The organism is Saccharopolyspora soli (assembly GCF_022678645.1).
Lineage (GTDB): Bacteria > Actinomycetota > Actinomycetes > Mycobacteriales > Pseudonocardiaceae > Saccharopolyspora > Saccharopolyspora soli.
The window spans coordinates 77,811-100,592 of record NZ_JALBWV010000020.1 but is presented as its reverse complement, the minus strand read 5'-3'; the positions used below and the strand labels follow the sequence as shown (position 1 = coordinate 100,592).

Annotated in this window: 26 protein-coding genes; 18 read left to right on the top strand and 8 right to left on the bottom strand. The window is 68.8% G+C overall.

Features of this window, described 5'->3' with window-relative positions; genetic code table 11:
• Positions 1 to 236: 236 nt before the first annotated feature.
• The 5 genes from MOQ72_RS17340 to whiG all read left to right on the top strand — a co-directional run bounded on the left by MOQ72_RS17340 (position 237) and on the right by whiG (position 5,385).
• Positions 237 to 638 (top strand): YraN family protein, encoded by a 402-nt coding sequence (locus tag MOQ72_RS17340; protein WP_242184750.1) that lies wholly within the window; start codon positions 237 to 239, stop codon positions 636 to 638.
• On the top strand, positions 639 to 2,156 hold the full coding sequence (locus MOQ72_RS17335) for a YifB family Mg chelatase-like AAA ATPase (protein ID WP_242184749.1): 1,518 nt from the start codon (positions 639 to 641) through the stop codon (positions 2,154 to 2,156).
• Entirely contained in the window at positions 2,156 to 3,313 is a 1,158-nt protein-coding gene (gene dprA, locus MOQ72_RS17330) for a DNA-processing protein DprA (protein WP_242184748.1), read from the top strand. The genes MOQ72_RS17335 and dprA overlap by 1 nt, the downstream gene beginning before the upstream one ends.
• Positions 3,314 to 3,482: 169 nt before the next feature.
• Positions 3,483 to 4,457, top strand: a complete 975-nt coding sequence (locus MOQ72_RS17325; protein ID WP_242184747.1) for a tyrosine recombinase XerC — start codon at positions 3,483 to 3,485, stop codon at positions 4,455 to 4,457.
• Positions 4,432 to 5,385 (top strand): RNA polymerase sigma factor WhiG, encoded by a 954-nt coding sequence (whiG, locus tag MOQ72_RS17320; RefSeq protein ID WP_242184746.1) that lies wholly within the window; start codon positions 4,432 to 4,434, stop codon positions 5,383 to 5,385. The genes MOQ72_RS17325 and whiG overlap by 26 nt, the downstream gene beginning before the upstream one ends.
• 325 nt (positions 5,386 to 5,710) lie before the next feature.
• On the opposite strand, the gene MOQ72_RS17315 is transcribed toward whiG, so the two are convergent.
• Positions 5,711 to 6,253 (bottom strand): M23 family metallopeptidase, encoded by a 543-nt coding sequence (locus MOQ72_RS17315; RefSeq protein WP_242184745.1) that lies wholly within the window; start codon positions 6,251 to 6,253, stop codon positions 5,711 to 5,713.
• Between the two features lie 406 nt (positions 6,254 to 6,659).
• Between MOQ72_RS17315 and rpsB the strand changes: the two genes are divergently transcribed.
• The 6 genes from rpsB to MOQ72_RS17285 all read left to right on the top strand — a co-directional run bounded on the left by rpsB (position 6,660) and on the right by MOQ72_RS17285 (position 11,767).
• The gene (gene rpsB, locus MOQ72_RS17310; RefSeq protein ID WP_242184744.1) at positions 6,660 to 7,478 is read left to right on the top strand and encodes a 30S ribosomal protein S2; all 819 of its coding nucleotides are present in this window, start codon (positions 6,660 to 6,662) and stop codon (positions 7,476 to 7,478) included.
• 191 nt (positions 7,479 to 7,669) lie between these two features.
• Positions 7,670 to 8,485, top strand: a complete 816-nt coding sequence (tsf, locus tag MOQ72_RS17305) for a translation elongation factor Ts (protein WP_242184743.1) — start codon at positions 7,670 to 7,672, stop codon at positions 8,483 to 8,485.
• 264 nt (positions 8,486 to 8,749) lie between these two features.
• A complete protein-coding gene (gene pyrH / locus MOQ72_RS17300) occupies positions 8,750 to 9,499 on the top strand; it encodes a UMP kinase (RefSeq protein ID WP_242184742.1) in 750 nt (249 codons plus the stop codon).
• Between the two features lie 100 nt (positions 9,500 to 9,599).
• Positions 9,600 to 10,157 carry a ribosome recycling factor gene (gene frr, locus MOQ72_RS17295; RefSeq protein ID WP_242184741.1) on the top strand — a complete coding sequence of 186 codons (558 nt, stop codon included), beginning with the start codon at positions 9,600 to 9,602 and terminating at the stop codon, positions 10,155 to 10,157.
• 36 nt (positions 10,158 to 10,193) lie between these two features.
• Entirely contained in the window at positions 10,194 to 11,036 is an 843-nt protein-coding gene (locus tag MOQ72_RS17290) for a phosphatidate cytidylyltransferase (protein WP_242184740.1), read from the top strand.
• Positions 11,036 to 11,767 (top strand): class I SAM-dependent methyltransferase, encoded by a 732-nt coding sequence (locus MOQ72_RS17285; protein WP_242184739.1) that lies wholly within the window; start codon positions 11,036 to 11,038, stop codon positions 11,765 to 11,767. The genes MOQ72_RS17290 and MOQ72_RS17285 overlap by 1 nt, the downstream gene beginning before the upstream one ends.
• 123 nt (positions 11,768 to 11,890) lie before the next feature.
• Here the strand turns inward: MOQ72_RS17285 and MOQ72_RS17280 are convergent, their stop codons facing one another.
• The gene (locus MOQ72_RS17280) at positions 11,891 to 12,496 is read right to left on the bottom strand and encodes a dihydrofolate reductase family protein (RefSeq protein ID WP_242184738.1); all 606 of its coding nucleotides are present in this window, start codon (positions 12,494 to 12,496) and stop codon (positions 11,891 to 11,893) included.
• A gap of 774 nt (positions 12,497 to 13,270) precedes the next feature.
• Here MOQ72_RS17280 and MOQ72_RS17275 point away from each other — a divergent pair.
• Entirely contained in the window at positions 13,271 to 13,744 is a 474-nt protein-coding gene (locus MOQ72_RS17275) for a pyridoxamine 5'-phosphate oxidase family protein (protein WP_242184737.1), read from the top strand.
• Between the two features lie 87 nt (positions 13,745 to 13,831).
• Here MOQ72_RS17275 and MOQ72_RS17270 read toward each other — a convergent pair whose 3' ends face one another.
• Positions 13,832 to 15,235: an MFS transporter gene (locus tag MOQ72_RS17270; protein WP_242184736.1), complete on the bottom strand. Its 1,404-nt coding sequence runs from the start codon at positions 15,233 to 15,235 to the stop codon at positions 13,832 to 13,834.
• A gap of 61 nt (positions 15,236 to 15,296) precedes the next feature.
• Here MOQ72_RS17270 and MOQ72_RS17265 point away from each other — a divergent pair, with 61 nt between their 5' ends.
• Complete coding sequence (locus MOQ72_RS17265) at positions 15,297 to 15,833, top strand: winged helix-turn-helix transcriptional regulator (RefSeq protein WP_242184735.1); 537 nt, start codon at positions 15,297 to 15,299, stop codon at positions 15,831 to 15,833.
• A gap of 292 nt (positions 15,834 to 16,125) precedes the next feature.
• A complete protein-coding gene (locus MOQ72_RS17260) occupies positions 16,126 to 16,641 on the top strand; it encodes a CGNR zinc finger domain-containing protein (RefSeq protein WP_242184734.1) in 516 nt (171 codons plus the stop codon).
• 3 nt (positions 16,642 to 16,644) lie between these two features.
• Here MOQ72_RS17260 and MOQ72_RS45585 read toward each other — a convergent pair whose 3' ends face one another.
• Positions 16,645 to 16,845, bottom strand: coding sequence for a hypothetical protein (locus tag MOQ72_RS45585; protein WP_372495432.1), 201 nt, complete (start codon positions 16,843 to 16,845; stop codon positions 16,645 to 16,647).
• A 57-nt stretch (positions 16,846 to 16,902) separates the two neighbouring features.
• On the opposite strand from MOQ72_RS45585, the gene MOQ72_RS45580 reads away from it, so the two are divergent.
• On the top strand, positions 16,903 to 17,241 hold the full coding sequence (locus MOQ72_RS45580) for a Scr1 family TA system antitoxin-like transcriptional regulator (RefSeq protein ID WP_372495431.1): 339 nt from the start codon (positions 16,903 to 16,905) through the stop codon (positions 17,239 to 17,241).
• Positions 17,242 to 17,245: 4 nt separating this feature from the next.
• Positions 17,246 to 17,398, top strand: a complete 153-nt coding sequence (locus MOQ72_RS17250; RefSeq protein WP_242184731.1) for a hypothetical protein — start codon at positions 17,246 to 17,248, stop codon at positions 17,396 to 17,398.
• A 16-nt stretch (positions 17,399 to 17,414) separates the two neighbouring features.
• On the opposite strand, the gene MOQ72_RS17245 is transcribed toward MOQ72_RS17250, so the two are convergent.
• From MOQ72_RS17245 to MOQ72_RS17235, 3 genes are read right to left on the bottom strand one after another with little or no spacing between them, the layout of a single operon-like run.
• Positions 17,415 to 18,584: an MFS transporter gene (locus MOQ72_RS17245; protein ID WP_242184730.1), complete on the bottom strand. Its 1,170-nt coding sequence runs from the start codon at positions 18,582 to 18,584 to the stop codon at positions 17,415 to 17,417.
• A 48-nt stretch (positions 18,585 to 18,632) separates the two neighbouring features.
• Complete coding sequence (locus MOQ72_RS17240; RefSeq protein WP_242184729.1) at positions 18,633 to 19,100, bottom strand: RrF2 family transcriptional regulator; 468 nt, start codon at positions 19,098 to 19,100, stop codon at positions 18,633 to 18,635.
• A gap of 45 nt (positions 19,101 to 19,145) precedes the next feature.
• Entirely contained in the window at positions 19,146 to 19,910 is a 765-nt protein-coding gene (locus MOQ72_RS17235; RefSeq protein ID WP_242184728.1) for a VOC family protein, read from the bottom strand.
• 337 nt (positions 19,911 to 20,247) lie between these two features.
• On the opposite strand from MOQ72_RS17235, the gene MOQ72_RS17230 reads away from it, so the two are divergent.
• Positions 20,248 to 20,736: a hypothetical protein gene (locus MOQ72_RS17230; protein WP_242184727.1), complete on the top strand. Its 489-nt coding sequence runs from the start codon at positions 20,248 to 20,250 to the stop codon at positions 20,734 to 20,736.
• Here the strand turns inward: MOQ72_RS17230 and MOQ72_RS17225 are convergent.
• Positions 20,713 to 21,390: a metal-dependent transcriptional regulator gene (locus MOQ72_RS17225; protein ID WP_372495438.1), complete on the bottom strand. Its 678-nt coding sequence runs from the start codon at positions 21,388 to 21,390 to the stop codon at positions 20,713 to 20,715. The genes MOQ72_RS17230 and MOQ72_RS17225 overlap by 24 nt on opposite strands.
• Before the next feature lie 218 nt (positions 21,391 to 21,608).
• Here MOQ72_RS17225 and rlmN point away from each other — a divergent pair, with 218 nt between their 5' ends.
• On the top strand, positions 21,609 to 22,721 hold the full coding sequence (gene rlmN / locus MOQ72_RS17220; RefSeq protein WP_242184724.1) for a dual-specificity RNA methyltransferase RlmN: 1,113 nt from the start codon (positions 21,609 to 21,611) through the stop codon (positions 22,719 to 22,721).
• The last annotated feature ends 61 nt before the right edge of the window (positions 22,722 to 22,782 follow it).

Genomic DNA, 22,782 nt, shown 5'->3' with positions numbered 1-22,782 from the left:
GGTTGAATTCTTCGGCCGGACACCGAACTATCCCCACTCATCCGAGTGATCCGAGTTGTCCACAGGGGACTGGTTTATCCACAGATTTCCAACTGGTACTGGTGATCGGCGCTGAATCCGGGCACGTTGGATGCATCGACCGTGCTCGGATCTGTTGGCGCACTGGGTGAAATCCGCTCACGAAACCCTCGGAGACCGGCGCGGAAATCCGAAATGCCGTATCGAGGAGGAAAGTCGTGCGCCGGAAAAAGATCGTGGGTCCGTTGTCCGATTACGACAGCAAGGGCCGCAGACATGCGTTGGGCGTCGAAGGGGAGCGGCTGGCGGCCACGCACTTGGAGCGCCGCGGGCTGACCGTGCTGGACCGGAATTGGCGGTGCCCGCAAGGAGAACTCGACATCGTCGCCACCGACGGAGACACCGTGGTGTGCTGCGAGGTGAAGGCCCGCTCCGGCGTCGACTACGGCGGCCCGCTCTACGCGGTCGCGCCGGAGAAGATCAACCGGATCCGGAACGTGGCGCGGGCCTGGCTGGCCGCGCGCCAGCTGGTTGGTTGCCGGGTGCGCTTCGACGTCGTGTCGGTGCTGTGGCCGCCGGGCGAGCGGGCGTGCATCAAGCACCTTGAGGGGGTGTTCTAGATGGCACTGCGGCGAACCTGGGCGGTCGCGCTGTTCGGTGTGGACGGTGTGCTGGTCGAGATCGAAGCGGATGTCCGAAAGGGCGGCCTGCCATCGGTGCAGTTGCTCGGGCTGCCCGACACCGCCCTGCAGGAATCGAAGAACCGGGTGCGCGCGGCGATCCAGAACTGCCGGGAGGACTGGCCAGCGACCTGCGTGACGCTGGCGTTGTCCCCGGCCGCGCTGCCCAAGACCGGCACGTCGTACGACCTGGCGCTGGCGTGCGCGGTGCTCGCGGGTGCGGAGCTGGTCCCCCCGCACCGGTTGGCGGGCACGGTGTTGTTCGGCGAACTCGCGCTGGACGGGCGGATCAGGCCCGTTCGCGGGTTGCTGCCAGCGCTGCTGACGGCCCGCAAGGCGGGTATGCGCCGTGCTGTGGTGCCTGCGGACGGGCTGGCCGAAGCGCACCTGGTGGACGGCATCGAGGTGCTGGGCGCCGGGCATCTGCGGGACGTGGTGGCCTGGCTGCGCGAGCTCGCCGAGCTCGACCGCTATCCGCCGCCGGTAGATGCGCCACCGGCCGCTGACCTGCCGGATCTCGCTGATGTGCTCGGCCAGCCGGAGGCGCGGTGGGCGCTGGAGGTCGCGGCGGCAGGCGGTCACCACCTGCTGATGGTCGGTCCACCGGGTACCGGCAAGACGATGCTGGCCAAGCGCCTGTGCGGGCTGTTGCCGAGCCTGACCGGGCCGGAGGCGCTGGAGGTCACCGCGATCCGCTCGGTGGCCGGGGACCTCACCGAGTCGGCTGCGCTGATTCGCACCCCGCCGTTCGTCGCGCCGCACTCGTCGCTGTCGATCCCGGCGTTGATCGGCGGTGGTACCGGCTTGGCTCGGCCGGGCGCGGTCAGTCGTGCGCATCGCGGCGTGCTGCTGTTGGACGAAGCCTGCGAACTGGGCCCGAAACGATTGGAGGCGTTGCGAACCGCATTGGAGGAGGGCGAGGTCCGGCTGGCCCGGCGCGACGGAACGTTGCGCTACCCAGCGCGGTTCCAGCTGGTCCTGGCGACGAATCCGTGTCCGTGCGCACCGGCTCGGGACCTGGACTGCCAGTGCCCGCCGCAGGTCCGGCGGCGCTACCTCGGCAAGCTGTCCGGACCGCTGCTGGACCGGGTGGACCTGCGGGTCCGGATGCGGCCGATCACCGCGATGACCGTCCACAGTGGTGCCGAACCGGAGAGCACCGCAGTGGTGCGCAAACGGGTGGAGGCCGCGCGGGACGCCGCCCGGCAGCGGTGGTCGGAGCACGGTTGGCAGACCAACACCGAGGTGCCGGGCCCGGTGCTGCGCCGTGACTTCGCGTTGCCCACCGAGACGACGGCCCTGCTCGATCGCGGGCTGGAGGTCGGTGCGATCACGGCTCGGGGTGCCGATCGGTGCCTGCGGGTCGCCTGGACGCTGGCCGACCTCGACGGGCGGGCCCAACCGGACACCGAGCACGTGGCGGCGGCCTTGGAGTTCCGGGATCGGAGGGCGGCGTGATGACCGGATGCGAAAGGAGGACCGCCAAGGCGAAGCGCGAGTTGCTTCTGGCACGGGCCTTTCTGGTGGGCGTTGCCGAACCGCCCGCCCCGGCGTTGGCGGGGTTCGTCGCGGAACACGGCCCGTGCCGGGCGGTTGGCATCATCCAGCAGGACAAAGCGCCTCCGGCGGTCACCGCGGAGGTCGAGGCGCGGCGAGAGCACGTCTCGGGCGAGAAGATGCTGGTGGCCGCCGAGGCTGCCGGTGCTCGCCTCGTGGTGCCGGAGGATGGCGAATGGCCGCACGAGGTGTTCGCCAGTCTGTCCGGGGCGCGATCGGTCGACCTGCCGGGCATGGCCGAGCCAATCGCGTTGTGGGTCCGCGGTGAGGTGCCACTGGCCGAAGCGATGCGGCAGACGGTGGCGGTCGTCGGCGCCAGAGCCGCGTCGGGCTACGGCGAGCACGTGGCGGCGGAGTTCGGGCACGGACTGGCGAGGGCGGGATTCACCGTCGTTTCCGGGGCGGCGTACGGCATCGACGGGGCTGCGCACCGTGGCGCGCTCGCCGCGGGTGGCCTGACAGTGGCGTTCCTGGCCTGCGGTGTCGACGTCGACTACCCGGCCGGGCACAGCAGATTGCTGCGCGCCATCGCCGAACAAGGTGCTGTGGTGAGCGAGTACCCGCTGGGCACGCCGCCGCGAAAGCACCGTTTCCTGGTTCGGAACAGGCTGATCGCGGCGGCCGGTCGCGCCACCGTGGTGGTCGAAGCGGGGTCGCGCAGTGGCGCCGCCAACACCGCGAACACCGCCGATGCGTTGGGGCGACCGGTATTGGCCGTGCCTGGGCCGGTGACCTCGAAGAACTCGGTGGGATGCCATGGGATGGTGCGGTCCGGTCAAGCCGTGCTGGTCACGCGCACCGAGGAGATCCTCGAAGCGCTGAGCCCGCTCGGCGCCCGACCGTCGGTCGAAATCCCCGGCCAGGCCCGCCGAACCGACGGGCTGCATCCGCACGCGAAGCGCTTGCACGATTCGCTGACCGGCATGGACTGCGCCAGCGCGGACGAGCTGGCCAGGGATTCGGGGCTGCCGCTGGGCAAAGTCCGGGCGCTGCTGCCGGAATTGGAGTTGGCCGGATTCGTGGCGCGGTCCGAACGGGGGTGGTCGGCGAGGGCATGACGATGCGCGAGCCGGAAGTGCGAGATGTCGAGGATCGGTGCCGTCGAGACGCCGCTGAGGTTCCGCTACCAGCGCCGCCACCGGAAACAGGTTCAGCGAAGATCGAAAATGATCATGAAACGGCGTGGCGATGCTTGACCGACGCCGGTACAGCGGCGAGCGTCGAGGCATGGCCCACAAAGGTTCCGCCGAATCGCGAAGACCGGACTTCCGGGTGGCTCGCTCGAAACTGCCCGAATCGCTCGGTGCCGCGGTCGACGCGTTCGAACGACACCTCGCGGCGGAACGCGGGTTGTCCGCGCACACCGTTCGCGGATACGTCGGCGACGTCGTCTCAATGCTGGGCCACCTGGTGGACTCGGCGGACGACGCTGTCCTTGCTGTGTTGGACATTTCCATCTTGCGGGAATGGTTGTCCGCGCAACATGCGCACGGTGTGAGTCGAGCGACGCTCGCCCGCCGGGCGGCGTCGGCGCGCACCTTCACCGGCTGGGCGTTCCGCGCCGGGCTGTTGTCGATCGACCCTGGTCCGCGGCTTGCGGTGCCGTCGAAGCAGCGGAAACTGCCTGCCGTGCTGCGCGCTGACCAGGCAGGTGCGGCGATGCGAGCTTCGGCGATGGGCGCGGAACAAGGAGATCCGGTGGCACTGCGGGATCACGCCGTGCTCGAACTCCTGTATGCCACCGGAGTCCGCGTCGCCGAACTCTGCGGGCTGGACGTGGACGACGTCGACCGCGAGCACCGGCTGATCCGCGTAATCGGTAAAGGTGACAAGGAACGCGTTGTGCCGTTCGGCCTACCAGCTGATCAGTCGATCAGTCGATGGCTCTCAGCTGGTCGGTCGAAACTGGTTCGAGAATCCTCGGATGCCGCATTGTTCCTGGGTGTCCGAGGTGGACGGCTCGACCCGCGTGCGGTGCGGCGAGTCGTGCACGACGCGGTCGGAGCGGTTTCCGGCGCCCCGGGTGTCGGCCCGCACGGACTGCGGCATTCGGCTGCGACCCATTTGCTGGAGGGCGGTGCGGACCTCCGTAGCGTTCAGGAGTTGCTTGGTCACGCTACGCTCGCAACGACCCAGCTTTATACCCACGTGACCGTTGAACGGTTGAAGGCGATCCATGACCGAACCCACCCCCGTTCCTGACCACGCCGGGGGCGGCGCCGACACGGCGGCCGCGAGATCGACCTCGGTACCGGTGACCGCGCGTGATCAAGGCGGCCCGGCCAACGGCCATGTCCACGACTACGTGCGGCGGCGCGGGTTGTCCCTGGCGACCGCTGAACCGGCTGCCGGAGCGGACCAGCGCACCGCCGACGAGATCGAAGCTGGCATCGTCGCGCTTTGGCAGGCGTTCGGGCAGCGCCGCGACCAGGAACTGCGGGACCGTCTGGTGCTGCACTACGCGCCGCTGGTCAAGTACGTGGCGGGCCGGGTGGGCACCGGGTTGCCGTCGCACGTCGAGGTCTCGGACCTGATCCAGTCCGGGATCTTCGGCCTGGTCGACGCGATCGAGAAGTTCGAACCGGAACGCGGGCTGAAGTTCGAGACGTATGCGATGCAGCGCATCCGCGGCGCGATCCTCGACGACCTGCGCGCCCAGGACTGGGTGCCGAGGTCGGTGCGCAGCCGGGCCCGCGACGTGGAACGCGCGTTGGAACGTCTCGAAGCGAAGTTGCAGCGCACCGCGACGGACGCCGAACTGGCCTCCGAACTGGAACTGTCGGTGGAGGAACTGCGCGAACTGTTCGCGCAGTTGCAGATGACCAGCGTGATCGCGCTGGACGACCTGATCGGCGCCGGACCGGCGCAGGCGTCGCTGGCCGAGACGCTGCCCGACGACCGGGCCGAGGACCCGGTGGCGGCGCTGGTGGACCGGGACAGCCGACGCCAGCTGGCCGAGGCGGTGGAGCGGCTCAGCGAACGGGACCGCGTGGTGGTCACGCTCTACTACTTCGAAAACCTGACGCTCGCCGAGATCGGCAAGGTGCTCGGGGTGACCGAATCCCGAGTCTGCCAACTGCACACCCGAGCGGTCCTCCGCCTGCGCACCAAACTCACCGAGCAGAACTGAGCGATCCGAACCCCGTCCTGAACAACGGCCGGTCACTGCCTAAAACTGACCGCTTGCCCGGTCCTCATGAGGGGTCAGTTTCAGTGCCTGTCCTTGATCTTGCTTTTAAGCGGCGAAGCCGCTTGACCCACCTACGGCACTGGCACTGCGGCGGGTTCTCAGGCGGTGCCGTGCGGGGACACCCCGCACCCCGAGCTATCTCGGGAGGACAGCCTCGACGTGGTGTATTGCGCATACATGATGTCGGGGATCCCGGACCGAGAAGGCTTCTGACACCGGCACCGCTGTGCAAAACGAGTTGGAAGACAGGACAACCGCGGCGGCATTAGGTCCAGGGCAGCAGGCGGACGTGGCCGAAGCCGAGCAGGCGCAGCGGGTCGAGGTAGTCGAGTCGCCGCCGGGCGCCCCAGTGCAGGCAGGTGCCGGGTGGCTCGGCGGTGCACTGCGGATGACCGGGCTCCAGGTGGCCGATCGGTTGTCCGCGGGTGACCTGGTCGCCGACCGCGACCACCGGGGCGATCGGCTCGTAGGTGGTGCGCAGCCCGTCGACGTGCTCGATCGACACCAGGTTGCGGTCCACCATCCAGCCCGCGTAGACGACCAGGCCGTCCCCGGCCGCCAACACCGGCTGGCTGACCTCGCCGACCAGGTCGACGCCGCGGTGCCCCGGCCCGTACTCGTGCTCCGGCGCCTCGAACGGCCGCGCGACCGCAGGTGGCGGCGCCAGCGGCCAACCGAACCGCGAGTCCGGCACCGATGCGGCAGGCCGCGCGACAGCCCGGCCGGGCGGCTCGGCGAGTGCCGCGGCGAGCCCTATCGAACCGGCGGTCAACCCGCAGCAGAGCAAAGTGGAGATCAACAGGCGCATGGCTCCACGGTGGCCGCGGACGACCACCGGTGAACAGGGGGAAATCGAAATCTGTGGACAAACCAGGAGGCTGTGGACAACTCGTACGCCACGATCGGGGCAGCCTGGGCGTCCAGTACACTGTTCTCGCGGTTTCGTGTCCGCACGGACCGACTTCGCGTGCCCGCATGCCTGCGCAGGTGGCTCGACCGTCATGGTCGGCCACCAGGTGGCACAGTACCGAGTTCGACACCTCGGACGCTGCTGCTCCCAGCAGGGTGCCGGTGCCCTCGCGGTCCCGAGTTCTTCGCCGAACCCGGGCGGGGGTCGCCGGGCGGGTACCAGGGCGACGGACCACCCGGTTCGTCGCGGCAACCAAATCGCGCGCCCCACCAGCGCGCCCGACTCACGAGGTGCGAATCAGGCCATGGCCGTCGTCACCATGAAACAGCTGCTCGACAGCGGCGTGCACTTCGGGCACCAGACCCGCCGCTGGAACCCGAAGATGAAGCGCTACATCTTCACCGAGCGCAACGGCATCTACATCATCGACCTGCAGCAGACACTGACCTACATCGACGGGGCTTTCGACTTCGTCAAGCAGACGGTCGCGCACGGCGGAACGATCCTGTTCGTCGGCACCAAGAAGCAGGCGCAGGAAGCGATCGCCGAGCAGGCCCTGCGGGTCGGCATGCCGTTCGTCAACCAGCGCTGGCTCGGTGGCATGCTCACCAACTTCCAGACCGTCCACAAGCGTCTGCAGCGGCTCAAGGAACTTGAGACCATGGAGCAGACCGGGGGTTTCGAGGGTCGCACCAAGAAGGAGATCTTGATGCTGACCCGCGAGAAGGACAAGCTCGAAAAGACCCTCGGTGGTATCCGCGACATGAGCAAGGTGCCCAGCGCCGTGTGGATCGTGGACACCAAGAAGGAGCACATCGCCGTGGGCGAGGCCCGAAAGCTGGGCATCCCGGTCGTGGCGATCCTGGACACCAACTGCGATCCGGACGAGGTCGACTACCCGATTCCGGGCAACGACGACGCGATCCGGTCCGCCGCGCTGCTGACCCGCGTGGTCGCCGACGGTGTCGCCGAAGGGCTGATGGCCCGCAGCGGTCGCACCAACGGTGCGCCGGAGGGCGAGGAGAAGCCCGCTGGCGGCGAGCCGCTGGCCGAGTGGGAGAAGGAGCTGCTGGCTGGCTCCGGTCAGGCCGCGGAGGGCGGCGAGCAGGCCGCGCAGTCCTGAGTCCGCCCGCTGCGCGCCCGTCGCACGGCGGGCGCGCAGCGCGGTCTCGTTGTCTGCCGGGCACACTGGCAGATGCCACCCCGTGCCGGGCACGCATCCCCGCTGAGCTGGTCGAACGCCAGGGGCGCGGCCCGGCCGATGTCTGCAAGACCTTCGAAGCTGCGTAACTAATGAGGGACGGAAAACGCACGATGGCGAACTTCAGTGCGGCCGACGTCAAGCGTCTTCGCGAGCTGACCGGCGCCGGAATGATGGACTGCAAGAAGGCTCTTGAGCAGGCCGACGGCGACTTCGACAAGGCCGTCGAGAGCCTGCGCATCAAGGGCGCGAAGGACGTGGGCAAGCGCGCCGAGCGCGCCACCGCCGAGGGCTTGGTCGCCGCCGACGGCGGCGTGCTGATCGAGCTGAACAGCGAGACCGACTTCGTCGCCAAGAACGACGAGTTCATCGAGCTGGCCAACAAGGTCGTCGCCGCGGTCAAGGCCGCCGGTGCCGCTGACCTGCAGGCCGCCCTGGCGGCCCCGCTGGACGGCAAGACCGTCGCCGAGGTCATCCAGGAGCTGTCCGCCAAGATCGGCGAGAAGCTGGAGCTGCGCCGGGTCGCCAAGTTCGACGGCGAGGTGGCCACCTACCTGCACCGCCGCTCCGCGGACCTGCCCCCGGCGGTCGGCGTGCTGGTCCAGTACACCGGCCCCGCCCAGGAGGCCGCGCGCGGTGCCGCCATGCAGGTCGCCGCGCTCAAGCCGAAGTACCTCAGCCGCGACGACGTCCCGGCGGACATCGTCGCCAACGAGCGGCGCATCGCCGAGGAGACCGCGAAGGCCGAGGGCAAGCCGGAGAAGGCGCTGCCGAAGATCGTCGAGGGTCGCCTGAACGGGTTCTTCAAGGAGAACGCGCTGCTGGACCAGCCGTCCGTGCAGGACAACAAGAAGACCGTCAAGGCGCTGCTGGACGAGGCTGGCGTGACGGTCACCGGCTTCGCCCGGTTCGAGGTCGGCCAAGCCTGACCGCCCGCGCTCCGGCGGCAGGCCGGGTGGGCCGGTGGGTAGTGTGTCGTCGGTCCACCGGGCGCGGTGGACCGGTCGGTCGACGGCCATGGGATACGGCATCGGCGCCCCGCCTTGATTCGCAAGGCGGGGCGCTTTCGCAAGGTCGTGGCGCCGTCGGCGAGCAGACCGATCCGCACCGCATTTCCAGCGCTGTTCCCCACCGGGAGCAGCGCCAACCCGCACACCTCCAACCAGTCCTACCGAATCTCGTGGGAGGAACCAGTGACCGACGACGGCCCAGCGCAGCGTGGTTATACCCGAGTGCTGCTCAAACTGGGCGGCGAAATGTTCGGCGGGGGCAGCGTCGGGATCGATCCGGATGTGGTCGGCACGGTCGCCAGGCAGATCGCCGAGATCGTCGCCGATGGCGTGGAGGTGGCCATCGTGATCGGCGGCGGCAACTTCTTCCGCGGTGCCGAACTGCAGCAGCGCGGCATGGAACGCGCGCGCGGTGACTACATGGCGATGTTGGGTACCGTGATGAACTGCCTGGCCCTGCAGGACTTCCTGGAGCGCGAGCACGGCATCGACACCCGCGTGATGACCGCGATCACCATGGGCCAGGTCGCCGAGCCCTACATCCCGCGGCGCGCCGTGCGGCACATGGAGAAGGGCCGGGTGGTCATCTTCGGCGCGGGTACCGGGATGCCGTACTTCTCCACCGACACCACCGCGGCGCAGCGCGCACTGGAGATCGGCTGCGAGGTGGTGCTGATGGCCAAGGCCGTCGACGGGGTCTACACCGCCGACCCGAAGACCACGCCGGACGCGAAGCTGTTCGACTACATCACGCACCGCGAGGTGCTGGAACGCGGTCTGAAGGTCGCCGACGCGACCGCCTTCAGCCTCTGCATGGACAACCACATGCCGATCCTGGTGTTCAACCTGCTGGAAGAAGGCAACATCGCCCGCGCGGTCAGCGGTGAGAAGATCGGCACGCTGGTCAGCACCCCGGCCGCCTCGTCGGCCTGAGCGTGCTGGATCCTGATCTGGAGCGGGCCCGCGCTGGGGCCGCGCCGCGCAGCAGGCGACACTTGCAATGTCCACCGGTCGGCAGACTTAAGGAGCAGCCGTGATCGACGAAGCTCTTCTCGAAGGCGAGGAGAAGATGCAAAAGGCGGTGGAGGTCGCCAAGGACGACCTGGCCACCGTTCGCACCGGCCGCGCGAACCCCGCGATGTTCTCCGGCATCGTCGTCGACTACTACGGTTCGCCGACGCCGTTGAACCAGCTGGCCAGTGTCTCCGTGCCGGAGGCGCGGCTGGTGGTCATCAAGCCCTACGACGCCAGCCAGCTGGCGGCGATGGAGAAGGCCATCCGGGACTCCGACCTCGGGGTCAACCCGTCCAACGACGGCCAGTTGATCCGGGTGTCGATCCCGCAGATGACCGAGGAGCGCCGCAAGGAGATGGTCAAGCTCGCCAAGCACAAGGGCGAGGAAGGCAAGATCACCGTCCGGGGCATCCGGCGCAAGGTCAAGGAAGAGATCGACCGGATCGTCAAGGACGGCGAGGCTGGCGAAGACGAGGGCACCCGCGGTGAGAAGGAATTGGAGAACCTCACGCACCGCTACGTCGCCCAGATCGACGAGCTGGTCAAGCACAAGGAAGCAGAACTGCTAGAGGTCTGAGTGGTGACGGCCGGCCAGTGCGAAGGGGAGTCCGGGATGTCCGCTGACACCCCGGACCCGCCCTCGCGTCCTTCTCGGGCCGGACGCGATCTCCGCGCCGCCGTCGGCGTCGGGATAGTGCTCGGTGCCGCCATCATCCTTTCGCTGCTGATGGTGCGGTTCGTCTTCATCGGTATCGTCGCGGCGGCGGTTGCCGTTTCAACCGTCGAACTGGCCAGCGCGCTCAAGCGCGGCGCCGGGATCCGGGTTTCGCTGATCCCGGTCCTCGTCGGTGGGCAGGCGATGGTCTGGCTGTCCTGGCTGGGGTTGCGCGGCATCCTGGTCGCCTACGCGATCACCGTGTTGGCGTGCCTGGCGTGGCGGTTCCGCGACGGGGTCGACGGTTATCTGCGGGACGTGAGCGCCTCGGTGTTCACCGCCGCCTACGTGCCGCTGTTCGCCTCGTTCGCGGCGATGTTGGTGCGGCCGGAGGACGGTGCGTTCCGGGCGCTGTGCTTCATGATCGGGGTGGTCGCCTCGGACACCGGCGGATATGCCTTCGGCGTGCTGCTCGGACGGCATCCGATGGCGCCGAAGGTCAGCCCGAAGAAGTCCTGGGAGGGCTTCGGCGGATCGATGCTGGTCGGGGTGGTGGCCGGGGTCCTGTCGGTGACGCTGCTGCTGGACGGCCAGTGGTGGCAGGGCGCGCTGTTCGGCGCAGCGCTGGTGTGCAGCGCGACGCTGGGCGACCTGATGGAGTCGCTGATCAAACGCGACCTCGGCATCAAGGACATGGGCAACCTGCTGCCCGGCCACGGCGGTCTGATGGACCGGATGGATTCCCTGCTGCCCTCCGCCGCGGTCGCCTGGATGATGCTGTTCTGGCTGATCCCGACCTGATGCGCACCTGGCGGAAACCGGCCCGGCCGCAGGTCACCCCGAGCCCGAACATCTGGCACTGGCCGGAGGTCTACGAGACCGAGAACCGCGCCCAGGACTGCACCGGCGCGTTGTGGCGGGCGCTGCGGGAGCGTTGCGACTGGGCCGGGCTCGACGTGGTCGACATCGGTTGCGGTGACGGCTTCCACCTGCCGCTGTTCGCCGCGACAGCCCGCACTGTGATCGGCATCGAGCCGCATCCGCCGCTGGCCGAGCGGGCCCGCCACCGGCTGGCCGCGACGCCCGGTGCTGACGTGCGGATCGCGCCTGCCCAGCAGCTACCGCTCGCGGACGCCAGCGCCGACCTGGTGCACGCCCGCACGGCGTACTTCTTCGGCCCCGGCTGCGAACCCGGACTGGCCGAGGCGGAGCGGGTGCTGCGACCCGGCGGCATGATCGCGATCGTCGACCTCGACGCATCCCGCGCGCCGTACGGCGACTGGATGCGGGCGGATGCGCCGCAGCTCGACCCGGACGCGATCGAGGCGTTCTTCCAGCGCCACGACTTCGACAGCGTCTCGGTGGACACCCTGTGGCGCTTCGACGATCGGGAGAGTCTCCAAGCGGTGCTGGGCATCGAGTTCTCGGCGAAGACCGCCGCCCGCGCGACCCACGAGACGCCTGGCTGCACGATCCCGGTCGGCTACCGCGTGCGCACCCGCCGAAAACCAACCGGCCTGCTACGCGCCTGAGAATTCGTGCGGACTGGGCGTGACCGGAGGTGGTCGTGAGCCGCTTCCCTCCGACGCTCGCAGCTTGAGCAATTGTCAGGAGACCTGTGGATGAAGATCTTTTAGCGGCTTCGGGTTGGCCCCTTAGTCCCTGACGACCTCGTAGGTGAGGTGCGTCGCGCGCGGTGACTCGATGACCTCCCGCTGGACCAGCGTCGTCGGGCCGACGAGGTCGAACAGCCGCGTGCCGTCGCCGAGCACCAGTGGTGACAGGTGGATGCGGAGCTCGTCGACCAACCTCGCCGCGAGGCTCTGGTCGATGACGTTCGCGCCGCCCATGACGACGACGTCCTTGTCGCCTGCAGCCGTCCGGGCCTGGTCGATGGCCTCCGCTATTCCCTCGGTCACGAACCGGAACCTGGACGCGAGCCGCACCTGGGCGGGCGGTTCGTGGGTGACGACGTAGCACGGCGGTGCGGCCGACTGGTTCTGGTCGTGTCCGTACCCGATGTCGTCGTTCCAGCCGTTCGGGCCGTCCACGATGTCGTACAGCCGCCGCCCCATCACCACGGCGCCGGTCCTCTCGAAGCTGTGCGCCAGCACCGCTTCATCGACGGGGGAGCGGGGCTCTTCGAGCACCCATGCGTGGATCGCCTCGCCGCCGATGCCGAGGCCGTGCTCCTGGTCCACGCCGCGTGCGGTGACGTATCCGTCCAGCGACATCGAGATGTCAGCGATCACCTTGCTCATGCTCACTCCTCCAGGGTCTGTTGTCCGGTAGACCCAAGAAGTGCGCAGAACTCATCGGCGGCGGTCACTGAGCAATCGTCAAGACGAGCCGGATTTGACGTGCACCGTCGGCCCACAGATAGAGGATTGGGGCTCGCCTCGGGGTCGTGAGTGGTAATCGCCGTCATGGCGGCCACAACCACTCACGACGCGGCAGCGGCTCGGACCGTAGGTGCTCGTGCGCGGCTTCGCCACACCGCCGTTTCAGGCGGCCGCGACCACACCCGTGTTGCATGAGGCGTTCGATCAGCTGGTCGGCGAGGGGTGCTGGGTGCCGCGCGTCGGCCTCGGCTCCTTCCCGGTCCGCTTCCCGAGTCCCCGAGAGCCCGGCGACGACGGATGGCACGTCGAGGCCAGCTATGCCGGACCGCAGGGGGAGGGCAGGCTCAACCTCCGGTCTCGGGTACGCGCGCTGCTGATGCTCTTCCTGTTCTCGGACGTCGCTGGCGACGGGCACGCTCGGGGACGTCTACCTTCGCCACCCCTTCCTCGTGCACGCCGCTCAGCCGCATCGCCGACGAACGCCGCGCTTCATGGCGCAACCCCCGCTGTAACGCCAGGCAGCCCCTCGACCTCGAAGAGGAACACCCAACTCCGGTCGCCCGAGCCGTGCTCAACGGCCTGCGCCGATGACCCTCGTCCCATGAGGTGGGACTCCCCGACGAGCGGCTGGAATAGTGGCGCGGCGCACCGGTTGGACATCGTCATCAGCAGCCAGGAGTTTCAGGAGGGTGGATGTCCGAGGAGAGGCAGTTGGACGAGAACTTGGGTCGGTCGCGAAAGTTGAGCCAGGAGGAACGCGAGCAGTTCCTGGCGGAACCCCGCGTCGGCGTGTTGAGCGTGATCAGCGACGACGATCGCCCGCCAGCGACGCTACCCACCTGGTACGCGTACCAGCCGGGCGGCAACATCGCCGTCGTCACCAGGCAGGGCAAGCGCAAATCACGGCTCATCAGGCGAGCGGGCAAGCTGTCCTTCTCGGTGCAACATCCGGAGGTGCCGTACAAGTACGTCACCGTTGAGGGGACAGTCGTCAGGCAGGAACCGCCGACGAAGGAAGAACTCGCCAGCATCGGCCGCCGGTACCTGCCCGCGGACGCGGTCGACGAGTGGGCCGAGTGGGAACTCAGCGGTGGAAACGGCAATGGCGGGCCGGAATACGTCGAGATCCGACCGGACCGCTGGCTGACCGCGGACTTCTCCCGCTAGTCCTGACCCTACGGCGGAATTCGTTGCTCGCCACGATGCCCGCGCTCCGGTATGTCCTGCGGTTCCTTGTCTACAGTGGAGTGTCTTTCATCTTCGCTGGCGTCGGTGCAGCGCCAGCACGGCGGCGGCCCCGGCGAGGGAGATGATGCCGGTGAGCACGGCGACGTGATTCCAGCCGGACAACTGGGCGGCGATGTCGTCACGTGGGGCGGCGGCGAGGACACCGACGACGGTGACCCCGATCGAGGCGCCGACGTAGCGGGTGGTGTTGTTCATCCCGACGCCCACTGCGGCGCGGTCAGGCGGGACGGTGGCAGTCGCCTGCCGTCCCAGACCGGCGTTGAGCACGCCGGTGGCGACGCCTGCCACGAGAAGGCCGGGCAGCAGCCGTCCGATGGTCGAACCGGGCTCCAGTCCGGTAAGCAGCAACAGGCCGGCGCCCGTGGCTGCGAGGCCGATCGCCAGCTGCGCCGTCCCGGTCAGCCGCGCGGCCAGCCGACGGCTGAGCACGGCGGAGACGGCGCTGGCGCCGGACCACAGCCCGAGTGCGGCGCCAGCTCCGAAGGTGCTCATCCCCATGCTGGTGACGAGGAACGTGCAGGCGAACGACATCAGCGCGATCACACCGGCACCGGTGACCGTCGCCGCCACCGTGGCGGCCACGAAGTCGCCTCGGTGAAACAGCGCCAGCTCTACCATCGGCGACCGGCTCCGGAGTTGGCTGATCGCGAAAGCCACCAACGCGGCCACTGCAACACCGGCGCAGAGCAGGGCCAGGGCGAGACCACCTTGGCGCGCTTCGATCAGCGCGACGAGCAGCAGCCCCAGCCCGCCGGTCATCAACGCGGCGCCGACCAGGTCCAGACGCCTGCCTGGAATCACCGCCGTCTCGGGGAAGCACCATCGCGCGGCGATGGCGATGCTCGCCCCAGCCGCGGCGAGCAGCCAGTACGGTGCGCGCCACAGGTCCGCGAGGTCGAACAGACCGGTCAGCAGCGGGCCGAGCGCGATGCCCAGGCCCATGCTGGCGCCCCACCAACTGGCGGAAACCGACCGGGCTGCGGCGCCGCTGTTCACCGCGGCCACGAGTCCCAACCCGGTCGCGATAACACCGGCCGCACCAACACCTTCGACGAGTCGTCCGATGACGAATTGCGCCGCCGTGGTCGCGGTGGCGCACACCGCGGAACCGGCCACGAACACCCACGCGCCGAGTTCGAAAACCCTTCGGCGACCGGACTGGTCGGCCAGCGCGCCCGCAGTCAGCAGGCTCACCGCAAGGCCGGTGCTCATCGAGCTCAGGATCCACATGGTGGCTCCCGATGCGGCGCTCAGCGCGGCGGTGATCGTCGCTGCGTTTCCCAACGGACCCGCGTAGGCCAGCATGGCTGCGAACGTGCTCAGCGACGTCAGCGCAAGCGCCGCCGGAAAAGACCCACGTGCACCTTCGACGCGCTGGTTCGTCGTTTCGCCCACACTCAGTCTGTTCACCAGACCATCCTTGCATAGGCATGGTCTGGTGAACAGACCATGCCATCGGTACGATGGCGACGTGGCACTGGGAACCGGATATGACCAGCAGGGCTGTTTCCTCGCCCGCGCGCTCGAAGTGGTCGGAGAGCGCTGGACCCTGCTGATCCTGCGCGACTGCTTCTACGGGGTGCGCCGCTTCACGGACCTGCGCGAGCACCTCGACATTTCCCGAGCCGTGCTCACCGATCGGCTCGATACCCTCGTCGGAGCCGGTGTGCTGACCAGGGAGGACTCGGGTGGGCATCCGGAGTACCTGCTCACCGAGGCTGGCCTGGCGCTGTGGCCCACGATCTTCTCGCTGTCCAAATGGGGCGAGCGCTACACGAGCGGACCGCACCCCTCCCGGATCTTCAGCCACGCGGCATGCGACACCGACGTCGACGACTCCGGGCGATGCCGCGCGTGCGGCAAGACGCCGGGCCCCGACGACCTCGTCGTCAGCCTCGGCCCTGGCGCAAACGCGATGCGCCGCAGCGACCGCGTCGCCCGCGCCCTTGAGAACCCCCACCGGATGCTGACGCCGATCAGTGCCACGGCCGACTCGACCGCCGGGTAAACGGCACCTGCTCGAACTCGGTGCGAACGGCACCTCGGCCGCCTGGGTCGTGTCGATGTAATGGTTGAAGTGCATTAGCCCCTGACACCAGGCTGTAGCCATGCCTGCTACCCGTGCGAACGAGGGATCTCGGAAATGTCCGGCGGACCGGGCGAGGTGGCAGGTGCTGTCTCGGCACTGGACGTCTCAGGGCGAGGTCACCTACCGGAGGTGCGGCTGCGGACGTATCGGCATCTTCCTCGACGGTCGCGAGCTGAGGGTCCTGTGACCGGATCGCCTGGGAGGTGACGAGGTGCGGTTCAACGACTACGGCGGCGAAGCGGCCCGCCTGGCGGCGGATCTCGTCAATGCGACCGGGCCGCTCACGTCCGCGCAGGTGGAGTCGATCCTGTCGGCCCACGGCGTGGCGGAATCCTCGTTGGCGCCCGAGCACGTCGAAGAGTTGACACGCTGGTGCGAGAGGCTGGCCGACTGCTTCGACCGGCGAGATCTGCGACAGCGGTGCGAAGTGATCAACCGAATGCTCGCCGATGCCGCGAGCCAGCCGTACATCTCGTTGCACGACGGCCATCCACACCTGCACTACAGTTCGCCGGACGCGGACGCGGCGGCGCGCATTCGAGCGATCACAGCGGCCGGACTCGCCTACGTGGTCTGCTTCGCGGGAGCCGACCGCCTCGGCCGATGCGCGCGCGAAGCATGCGACCGAGCGTTCGTGGACACGTCCCGAAACGGCCGGAGAACGTACTGCTCATTGCGCTGCGCGAACAACGACGCGGTGGCCCGCCACAGGGCAAAGCACCGCTGATGGTCAACCGGGGTAGCGGCGCAGCAGGGTGGCGAGTTCGGTGAGTTCATCGGCCAGTTTGCGACATTCCGCTGTACCGGCCTGGTCGGTCGGCAGTTCGAAGGCCAGGTTGTCGATGTCCCATTGCGCCTGGCGCAGGACGATGGCCAGTTGCGCCGCGTCGCTCAATCGTCGGCCGACGGGAGCCAGCTTCGCAGCGGGCACGGTGCCAAACAGGCGCACATCGGCGGTTTGGAACAACAGGCCACCGCGATTCGCGGTGTGAGTCTGGCCGTGGTTCCCGGCCTGTTGCAGACAGCTGACTACGCTCGTGCCACGTTCGCGAGTCAAGCGGATCTGTTCGATGTTCCGCGGGATTTGGATGAGGCGGTTCGGGAGCGGCTTCGGCGGCAGGAAGTGCTTTACAGCCCGGACAAAGAGATCGACATCCTGATCTCCGAGGCCGCGTTGCTGCATCCGGTCGCACCTCGTGAAGTCATGGCGGCGCAGGCCGATCGGTTGGGGATGGCGATTGGGCTGCCCAACGTCCGCATCGGCCTGTTGCCCATGTCCCCATCAAGTCCCGCACGTCGTGTTGCGGGGGTACTGGATCCTCGATGATCAAGTGCTGGTCGAGAACATCACCGCAGAACTCCGCATCACAGATCCTGATCAGGTCGGCATCTACCGGAAGTTGACCGATCGGTTGTGGAGCGTTGCCGCCGAAGGCGATGAAGCGCGGGCGATATTGGCGCGGGCCGCCCGCACATTCAGGTGATCAGCGGAGGCCCCGATCATCCCCGCGTGGCGAACAGGTAGCCCGCGGCGAGGGTGGCGATGGTGGTTGCTGCCGCGTAGACGAGGGTTGGGCTCGTTGTTATCAGGAGGCCGCCGAGGAGGGTTCCGGTTCCTATGCCGAGGTAGATCGCCGAGGCGTTCAGGGACACCACGACTGATGCTTCGCTCGGTGCCGCGTCTATGAGTCGGGTTTGCTGCGGCGGCGTTTGGGTCCAGGTGCTCGCGCCCCAGACCAGCACCAGGAACGCCACCACCGGCTGCGCCGTCGAGCCGGTCCAGGCGAACCAGCCGAGCAGCGCCAGCGCTAGCGCCATGCTCAGGTAGCCGACCGCGAGGATTCGGGTCGGCCCCCAGCGGTCCGTTGTGTAGCCGGACAGGAAATTGCCCACCACCGCACCGAGTCCGTACAGGAACAGCATCAGCGTCGTCGCGTTCTCCGCGACGCCGACGGCTTTCAGCGCCGGGACGCTGAAGGCGTAGATCGTGTAACTCGCGCCCATGCCGAGCACGGTCAGCGGTAGCACCGCCAGCACGCTGCGCCGGCGCAGCAGGGCGAGCCGGTTGCGCAGTGGCACGCGAGCTCCGCCCGGCAAGGCGGGCATGATCAGGTACACACCGAGGCCGACGAGCAGGCACAGTGCAGCAACCAGGCCGAGGGCTGCGCGCCAGCCGAGCCATGCACCGGCCACATCCCCGAGCGGCACTCCCAGTGCGGTGGCGATCGTGAGTCCGCCGACGACCACGGACAGCGCCCGCCCGCGGAGCTCCGGTGGCACCAGTGCCGCGCTGACCGCTCCCGCGCCCGGCGTGTACACGGCGGCACCGGCCGCAGCGAGCACCCGGCTGGCGATCAGCACTGCCAGGTTCGGGGCGATGGCCGAGCCGATGTTGGCGATGCCCAGCACCGCGAGCGCGGCGACCAGCAGGGTCCGGCGCGGGACGCGGGCGGTCGCGGTCGCCAGGACCGGGGCGAGGACCGCGTAGGCCACCGCGAAGACCGTCACCGACTGTCCGGCGGCGGCTGTGGTCGTGTGCAGGGATTCGGCCATCGATGGCAGGAATCCGGCGACGACGAACGCGTCTGTGCCGACCGCGAAGGTGCCCAGCGCCAGCACCAGGGTGGCCGCCAGGCCGCGGTGGCGGGTTGAAATCAGGACATCAGACATCCAGATTCTCCAGACAGGTCGACCCTGGTCAGCAGGGTGTTGTCGAGATCAGCCGACCGAGTGCCAGCGCCGTACTCGGTCTGCGGCGCGGCGCGGCGCCGCCGCCATAAGGTCGGCGATCGTCTGCGCCGCCAGTTCGCGGCGCCAGGCCAACTCGGCCTTGCGCATGGCGACATCGACACCGCAGCGCTTGCGGAACTCGCTGGTCGGTGCGTCAGCCCCGGCGCCGCGCTGGCGGATCTCGGCGCAGCGGAACGCGTCCTCGGGACCTTCGAGCGCGGCGACGACGTCCATCAGCGTGATCTTCTCCGGCGGCCGGGCCAGCCGGAAACCGCCGCGAACCCCCGGCGTGGAAGTGAGGATCTCGGCCTTGACCAGTGCTTGCAGGCGCTTGTTCAGGTATGCCGGGGGCAGGTCGAACTGGGCGGCGAGGCGTGCCGTCGGCACGGGTTCGTCCAGCCACGCCAACGCGAGGCAGCAGTGCAAGCCCCACTCGACACCTTCGCCCATCCGCATGATCTGGATACTAGCCGTCCAGGTTTAGCCGCGGAACCGCGAGCCTCATTCCCCGGTGCGCTGGGCGGTGTCGATGATGAAGAACGTGGCTCCGACGACGTCCTGGAGCAGCGCGAGCCTTCCGTGCGGGGAGTCCGACGGTTCGCGCAGCACCTTTCCGCCCAGTTGCACCGCCTTCTCCGCTGCGGTGTCGGTGTCGTGGTCCGGGTTGACCTGGAAGTACAGCTGCCAGTGCGCGGGCACGTCCTCGGGCAGCGCCGAGCTGGTCTCGAAGCGGCCCACGGTCGGCAGGTCGTCGACGTACCAGACCGTGTAGTCGAAGCCGTCTCCCGGCTCGCCGATCTGCTCCTGCCGGTAGCCCAGCAGTTCGGCGTAGAACGGATCGGCCGACGAACCGTCGCGGGTGTGCAGTTCGGCCCAGCAGAGCATCCCCGCGTGGTCGCGGCCGAACGTGCCGCTCGGCGGTGCCTCCCACAGGCCGATGATCGCGCCGGAGGGGTCTTCGGCGACCAGGAACGTCTCGTCTGCGGGTGTTTCCGTCGGCGGGACCAGCACTTTCCCGCCGAGCGCGCGGATGCGTTCCACCGCCCGGCGGGCCGAGCCGCACTCCAGGTAGAGGGTCCAGGCGGTCGGCGCGTCGGTCTCCGGCAACAGCAGTCCGGCGACCGGCTTGTGCTCCTTCAACGCGATGTTGTAATCCGGGCGCTGGATCCAGTGCCAGCCGAGCAGTCCGGTGTAGAAGTCCCTGGCGTCGGCGACGTCGTGGGTGGCCAGATCCACCCAGGCAGGTTCACCAACTGCGATGGCCATCGCTCCTCCTCGGCGAGTGCGTGGGTTGGTTCGCGAGACTGAGCGCCTGGCGGAACCCCAGACGCCGCCTCGGTCCGTCCCGGCATCCGGTTTGTCCCGAACCTCGGATACCCCAGGGTGACCGGACCCCCGGCCGGGAAAACCCGCGTGGCCGATCAAGCCCGCGGCGCCCGCTCGGTGACGTTACGGATCGGTGCCTTTTCCGCAATCCGAACGCCCCCGAATGACGCCTTGCTCCCGGACCATCCTCGTGATCGACTAATAGTGGTCACTCAGTGTGCTTAATCGCGCGCCAGGGGACCCGATCGACGCAAACACCAGGGTTACAGGAGCAGCCATGGCCAACCGCGCGGCGAAGCCGGTCACCGCGGGCCTGAGTCGGCTTGCTCAACTGGACCGGCGCGAGCGCGCCGAGATAATCCGGCAGCTGTGCCACCAGTACCCGGCGTTCCGGTCGTTGCTCCGGCAGGTGACGATCGCACGCGCGACGGCCTTCGCATCCGGTCTGGTGCTCGCCATCGCGGTGATGGTCCTCGTCGAAGGCGCATCCGTGTGGTGGGTCTCCGGCTTGGTGTTCACCGGCCTCGCCGGGTTCGGCTACGTCGCGGTGGCGCTCACGGACAGCCGGTTCGACCTGCTGCTGGCGGTGTTGGGTGCGCATCGCACCGACGAGTTGCACGGGCGCCTGGTGACCGAGCAGGTCTACGGCGAGGATTCGCCCGCCGATCCGCTGGAGCGGCCGTCCGCGCCGGTCGTCGCACCGCGCCCGGGCAGCCCCCGGCTCGTCGATGAAACGGCTGGCTCACCGGTGCACGCTGATCGATAGCGCGGCCGCGATCTCATTGCCCACGAAGTGGGTTTCGTCCTCCGGCGGCTCGCCGACGCGCACCACCAGCGGCCCGCCGAAGGGTTTGCGCTCCACGATCTCGATCCGCGAGCCCAACGTCATGCCGTGCTCGGTCAGGTAGCGCAGCAGCTCCGAATCGGTGTCCCACACCCGTGCGATGGTGCCGACCGTGCCGGGCTCGACCGTGTCCAGCAGCAGCGTCGCGGGTTTCTCCACGTTGCCTTCGACGGTCGGGATCGGGTCGCCGTGCGGGTCGTGGGTGGGGTTGCCGAGCTTGGCGGCGATGTGTTCGACCAACTCGTCGGACACCGCGTGCTCCAGCGCGTCGGCCTCCCGGTGCACCTCGTCCCAGCTGTAGTTGAGCTCCTCGACCAGGAACAGCTCGATGAGCCGGTGCCGACGCAGCACGTCGCAGGCCAACCGGCGGCCCTCCGGGGTTAGTTCGACGCTGCGGTAGCGGACGTGCGTGACCAGGCCGAGCTGGGCGAGTTTGTTGATCATCCCGGACACCGAGGACGGGCTCAGGCCGAGCCGCTGCGTCAGGGTGGCGTTCGTGACGGGCACGCCCCGTTCGCTGAGCCCGTAGATCGCCCGGAGGTAATCCTCCACAGACGGCGAGGGGCGCTCGGCCATACTCGTCATACTTTCACGATACGGGCGGCGACGAGCCGACGGGCGAGTGGCCGTTGACCACTGCTCGGCGGCGCCGTGCCCGCCTGACCTGGTGCCGCGAGGGAACACGGCGGTCCGGCGAACCACGATCATGCCGCCGGTCGAAGTGTCCGCGTCGAAGCTCGGGCCGGACGGCGGACTCCAAGGTCGTTTCGGCTCGTGGGACACTGGTCGGCGCTATGTCTGCGACTTCCCTTCCGCTCGTCTTCGACGCCCCGCGCCGTGGCATGCCGCCACGGCACCTCGCCGACCTCTCCGCCGACGAACGGCGGGCCGCGGTGACCGAGCTGGGGGAGAAGCCGTTCCGCGCCAAGCAGCTCGCACACCACTACTTCGGTCGGCTCAACGCCGACGTGGCGGCGATGACCGACATCCCGGCGGCCAGCCGCGCGAAGCTGGCCGAGCAGCTGCTGCCGCCGCTGCTGAGCGCGGTTCGGCACCTCGACACCGACGAGGGCACGACCCGCAAGACGCTCTGGCGCGCGCACGACGGCACGCTGCTGGAGAGCGTGCTGATGCGCTACCCGGATCGCGCCACGGTGTGCATTTCCAGCCAGGCCGGGTGCGGGATGGCGTGCCCGTTCTGCGCCACGGGCCAAGGCGGGCTGCAGCGCAACCTGTCGACCGCCGAGATCGTCGACCAGGTCCGTTCGGCGGCGGCGATGATGCGCGACGGCGAGGTCCCCGGCGGGCCCGGTCGGCTGTCCAACGTCGTGTTCATGGGCATGGGCGAGCCGCTGGCCAACTACCGGCGGGTGATCAACGCGGTGCACCGGATCTGCGACCCGGCTCCGGACGGACTGGGCCTCTCGCAGCGGTCGGTCACCGTTTCGACGGTCGGACTGGTGCCCGCGATCAAGAAGATGACCGCGGAGGACCTGCACGTGACGCTGGCGGTGTCGCTGCACACCCCGGACGACGAACTGCGCGACACGTTGGTGCCGGTGAACAACCGATGGAAGGTCGCCGAGGTGCTGGAGGCGGCGCGCGGCTACGCCGACCACACCGGACGGCGGGTGTCGATCGAGTACGCGCTGATCCGCGACATCAACGACCAGCCGTGGCGCGCGGATCTCCTCGGCAAGGTGCTGCACCGCCACCTCGGCCAGTTCGCGCACGTCAACCTGATCCCGCTGAACCCGACTCCGGGCAGCAAGTGGGACGCCAGCCCGAAGCCGGTGCAGCAGGAGTTCGTCCGCCGGGTCCGCGAAGCGGGCGTGCCCTGCACGGTCCGGGACACCCGAGGTCAGGAAATCGCCGCGGCCTGCGGCCAACTCGCCGCCGAAGGCTGAACCGTTCGGAGTGAAGGGCACCTTTGACCGGCTTACTCGGTCGAAGGTGCCCTTCACTCGT

Excerpts from the sequence above, each read along its gene's own strand:
- MOQ72_RS17335 (WP_242184749.1), top strand. The coding sequence starts at position 639 with ATGGCACTGCGGCGAACCTGGGCGGTCGCGCTGTTCGGTGTGGACGGT.
- dprA (WP_242184748.1), top strand. The coding sequence starts at position 2,156 with ATGACCGGATGCGAAAGGAGGACCGCCAAGGCGAAGCGCGAGTTGCTT.
- MOQ72_RS17325 (WP_242184747.1), top strand. The coding sequence starts at position 3,483 with ATGGCCCACAAAGGTTCCGCCGAATCGCGAAGACCGGACTTCCGGGTG.
- whiG (WP_242184746.1), top strand. The coding sequence starts at position 4,432 with ATGACCGAACCCACCCCCGTTCCTGACCACGCCGGGGGCGGCGCCGAC.
- MOQ72_RS17315 (WP_242184745.1), bottom strand. The coding sequence starts at position 6,253 with ATGCGCCTGTTGATCTCCACTTTGCTCTGCTGCGGGTTGACCGCCGGT.
- rpsB (WP_242184744.1), top strand. The coding sequence starts at position 6,660 with ATGGCCGTCGTCACCATGAAACAGCTGCTCGACAGCGGCGTGCACTTC.
- tsf (WP_242184743.1), top strand. The coding sequence starts at position 7,670 with ATGGCGAACTTCAGTGCGGCCGACGTCAAGCGTCTTCGCGAGCTGACC.
- MOQ72_RS17290 (WP_242184740.1), top strand. The coding sequence starts at position 10,194 with ATGTCCGCTGACACCCCGGACCCGCCCTCGCGTCCTTCTCGGGCCGGA.
- MOQ72_RS17285 (WP_242184739.1), top strand. The coding sequence starts at position 11,036 with ATGCGCACCTGGCGGAAACCGGCCCGGCCGCAGGTCACCCCGAGCCCG.
- MOQ72_RS17280 (WP_242184738.1), bottom strand. The coding sequence starts at position 12,496 with ATGAGCAAGGTGATCGCTGACATCTCGATGTCGCTGGACGGATACGTC.
- MOQ72_RS17275 (WP_242184737.1), top strand. The coding sequence starts at position 13,271 with ATGTCCGAGGAGAGGCAGTTGGACGAGAACTTGGGTCGGTCGCGAAAG.
- MOQ72_RS17245 (WP_242184730.1), bottom strand. The coding sequence starts at position 18,584 with ATGTCTGATGTCCTGATTTCAACCCGCCACCGCGGCCTGGCGGCCACC.
- MOQ72_RS17240 (WP_242184729.1), bottom strand. The coding sequence starts at position 19,100 with ATGCGGATGGGCGAAGGTGTCGAGTGGGGCTTGCACTGCTGCCTCGCG.
- MOQ72_RS17235 (WP_242184728.1), bottom strand. The coding sequence starts at position 19,910 with ATGGCCATCGCAGTTGGTGAACCTGCCTGGGTGGATCTGGCCACCCAC.
- MOQ72_RS17230 (WP_242184727.1), top strand. The coding sequence starts at position 20,248 with ATGGCCAACCGCGCGGCGAAGCCGGTCACCGCGGGCCTGAGTCGGCTT.
- MOQ72_RS17225 (WP_372495438.1), bottom strand. The coding sequence starts at position 21,390 with ATGGCCGAGCGCCCCTCGCCGTCTGTGGAGGATTACCTCCGGGCGATC.
- rlmN (WP_242184724.1), top strand. The coding sequence starts at position 21,609 with ATGTCTGCGACTTCCCTTCCGCTCGTCTTCGACGCCCCGCGCCGTGGC.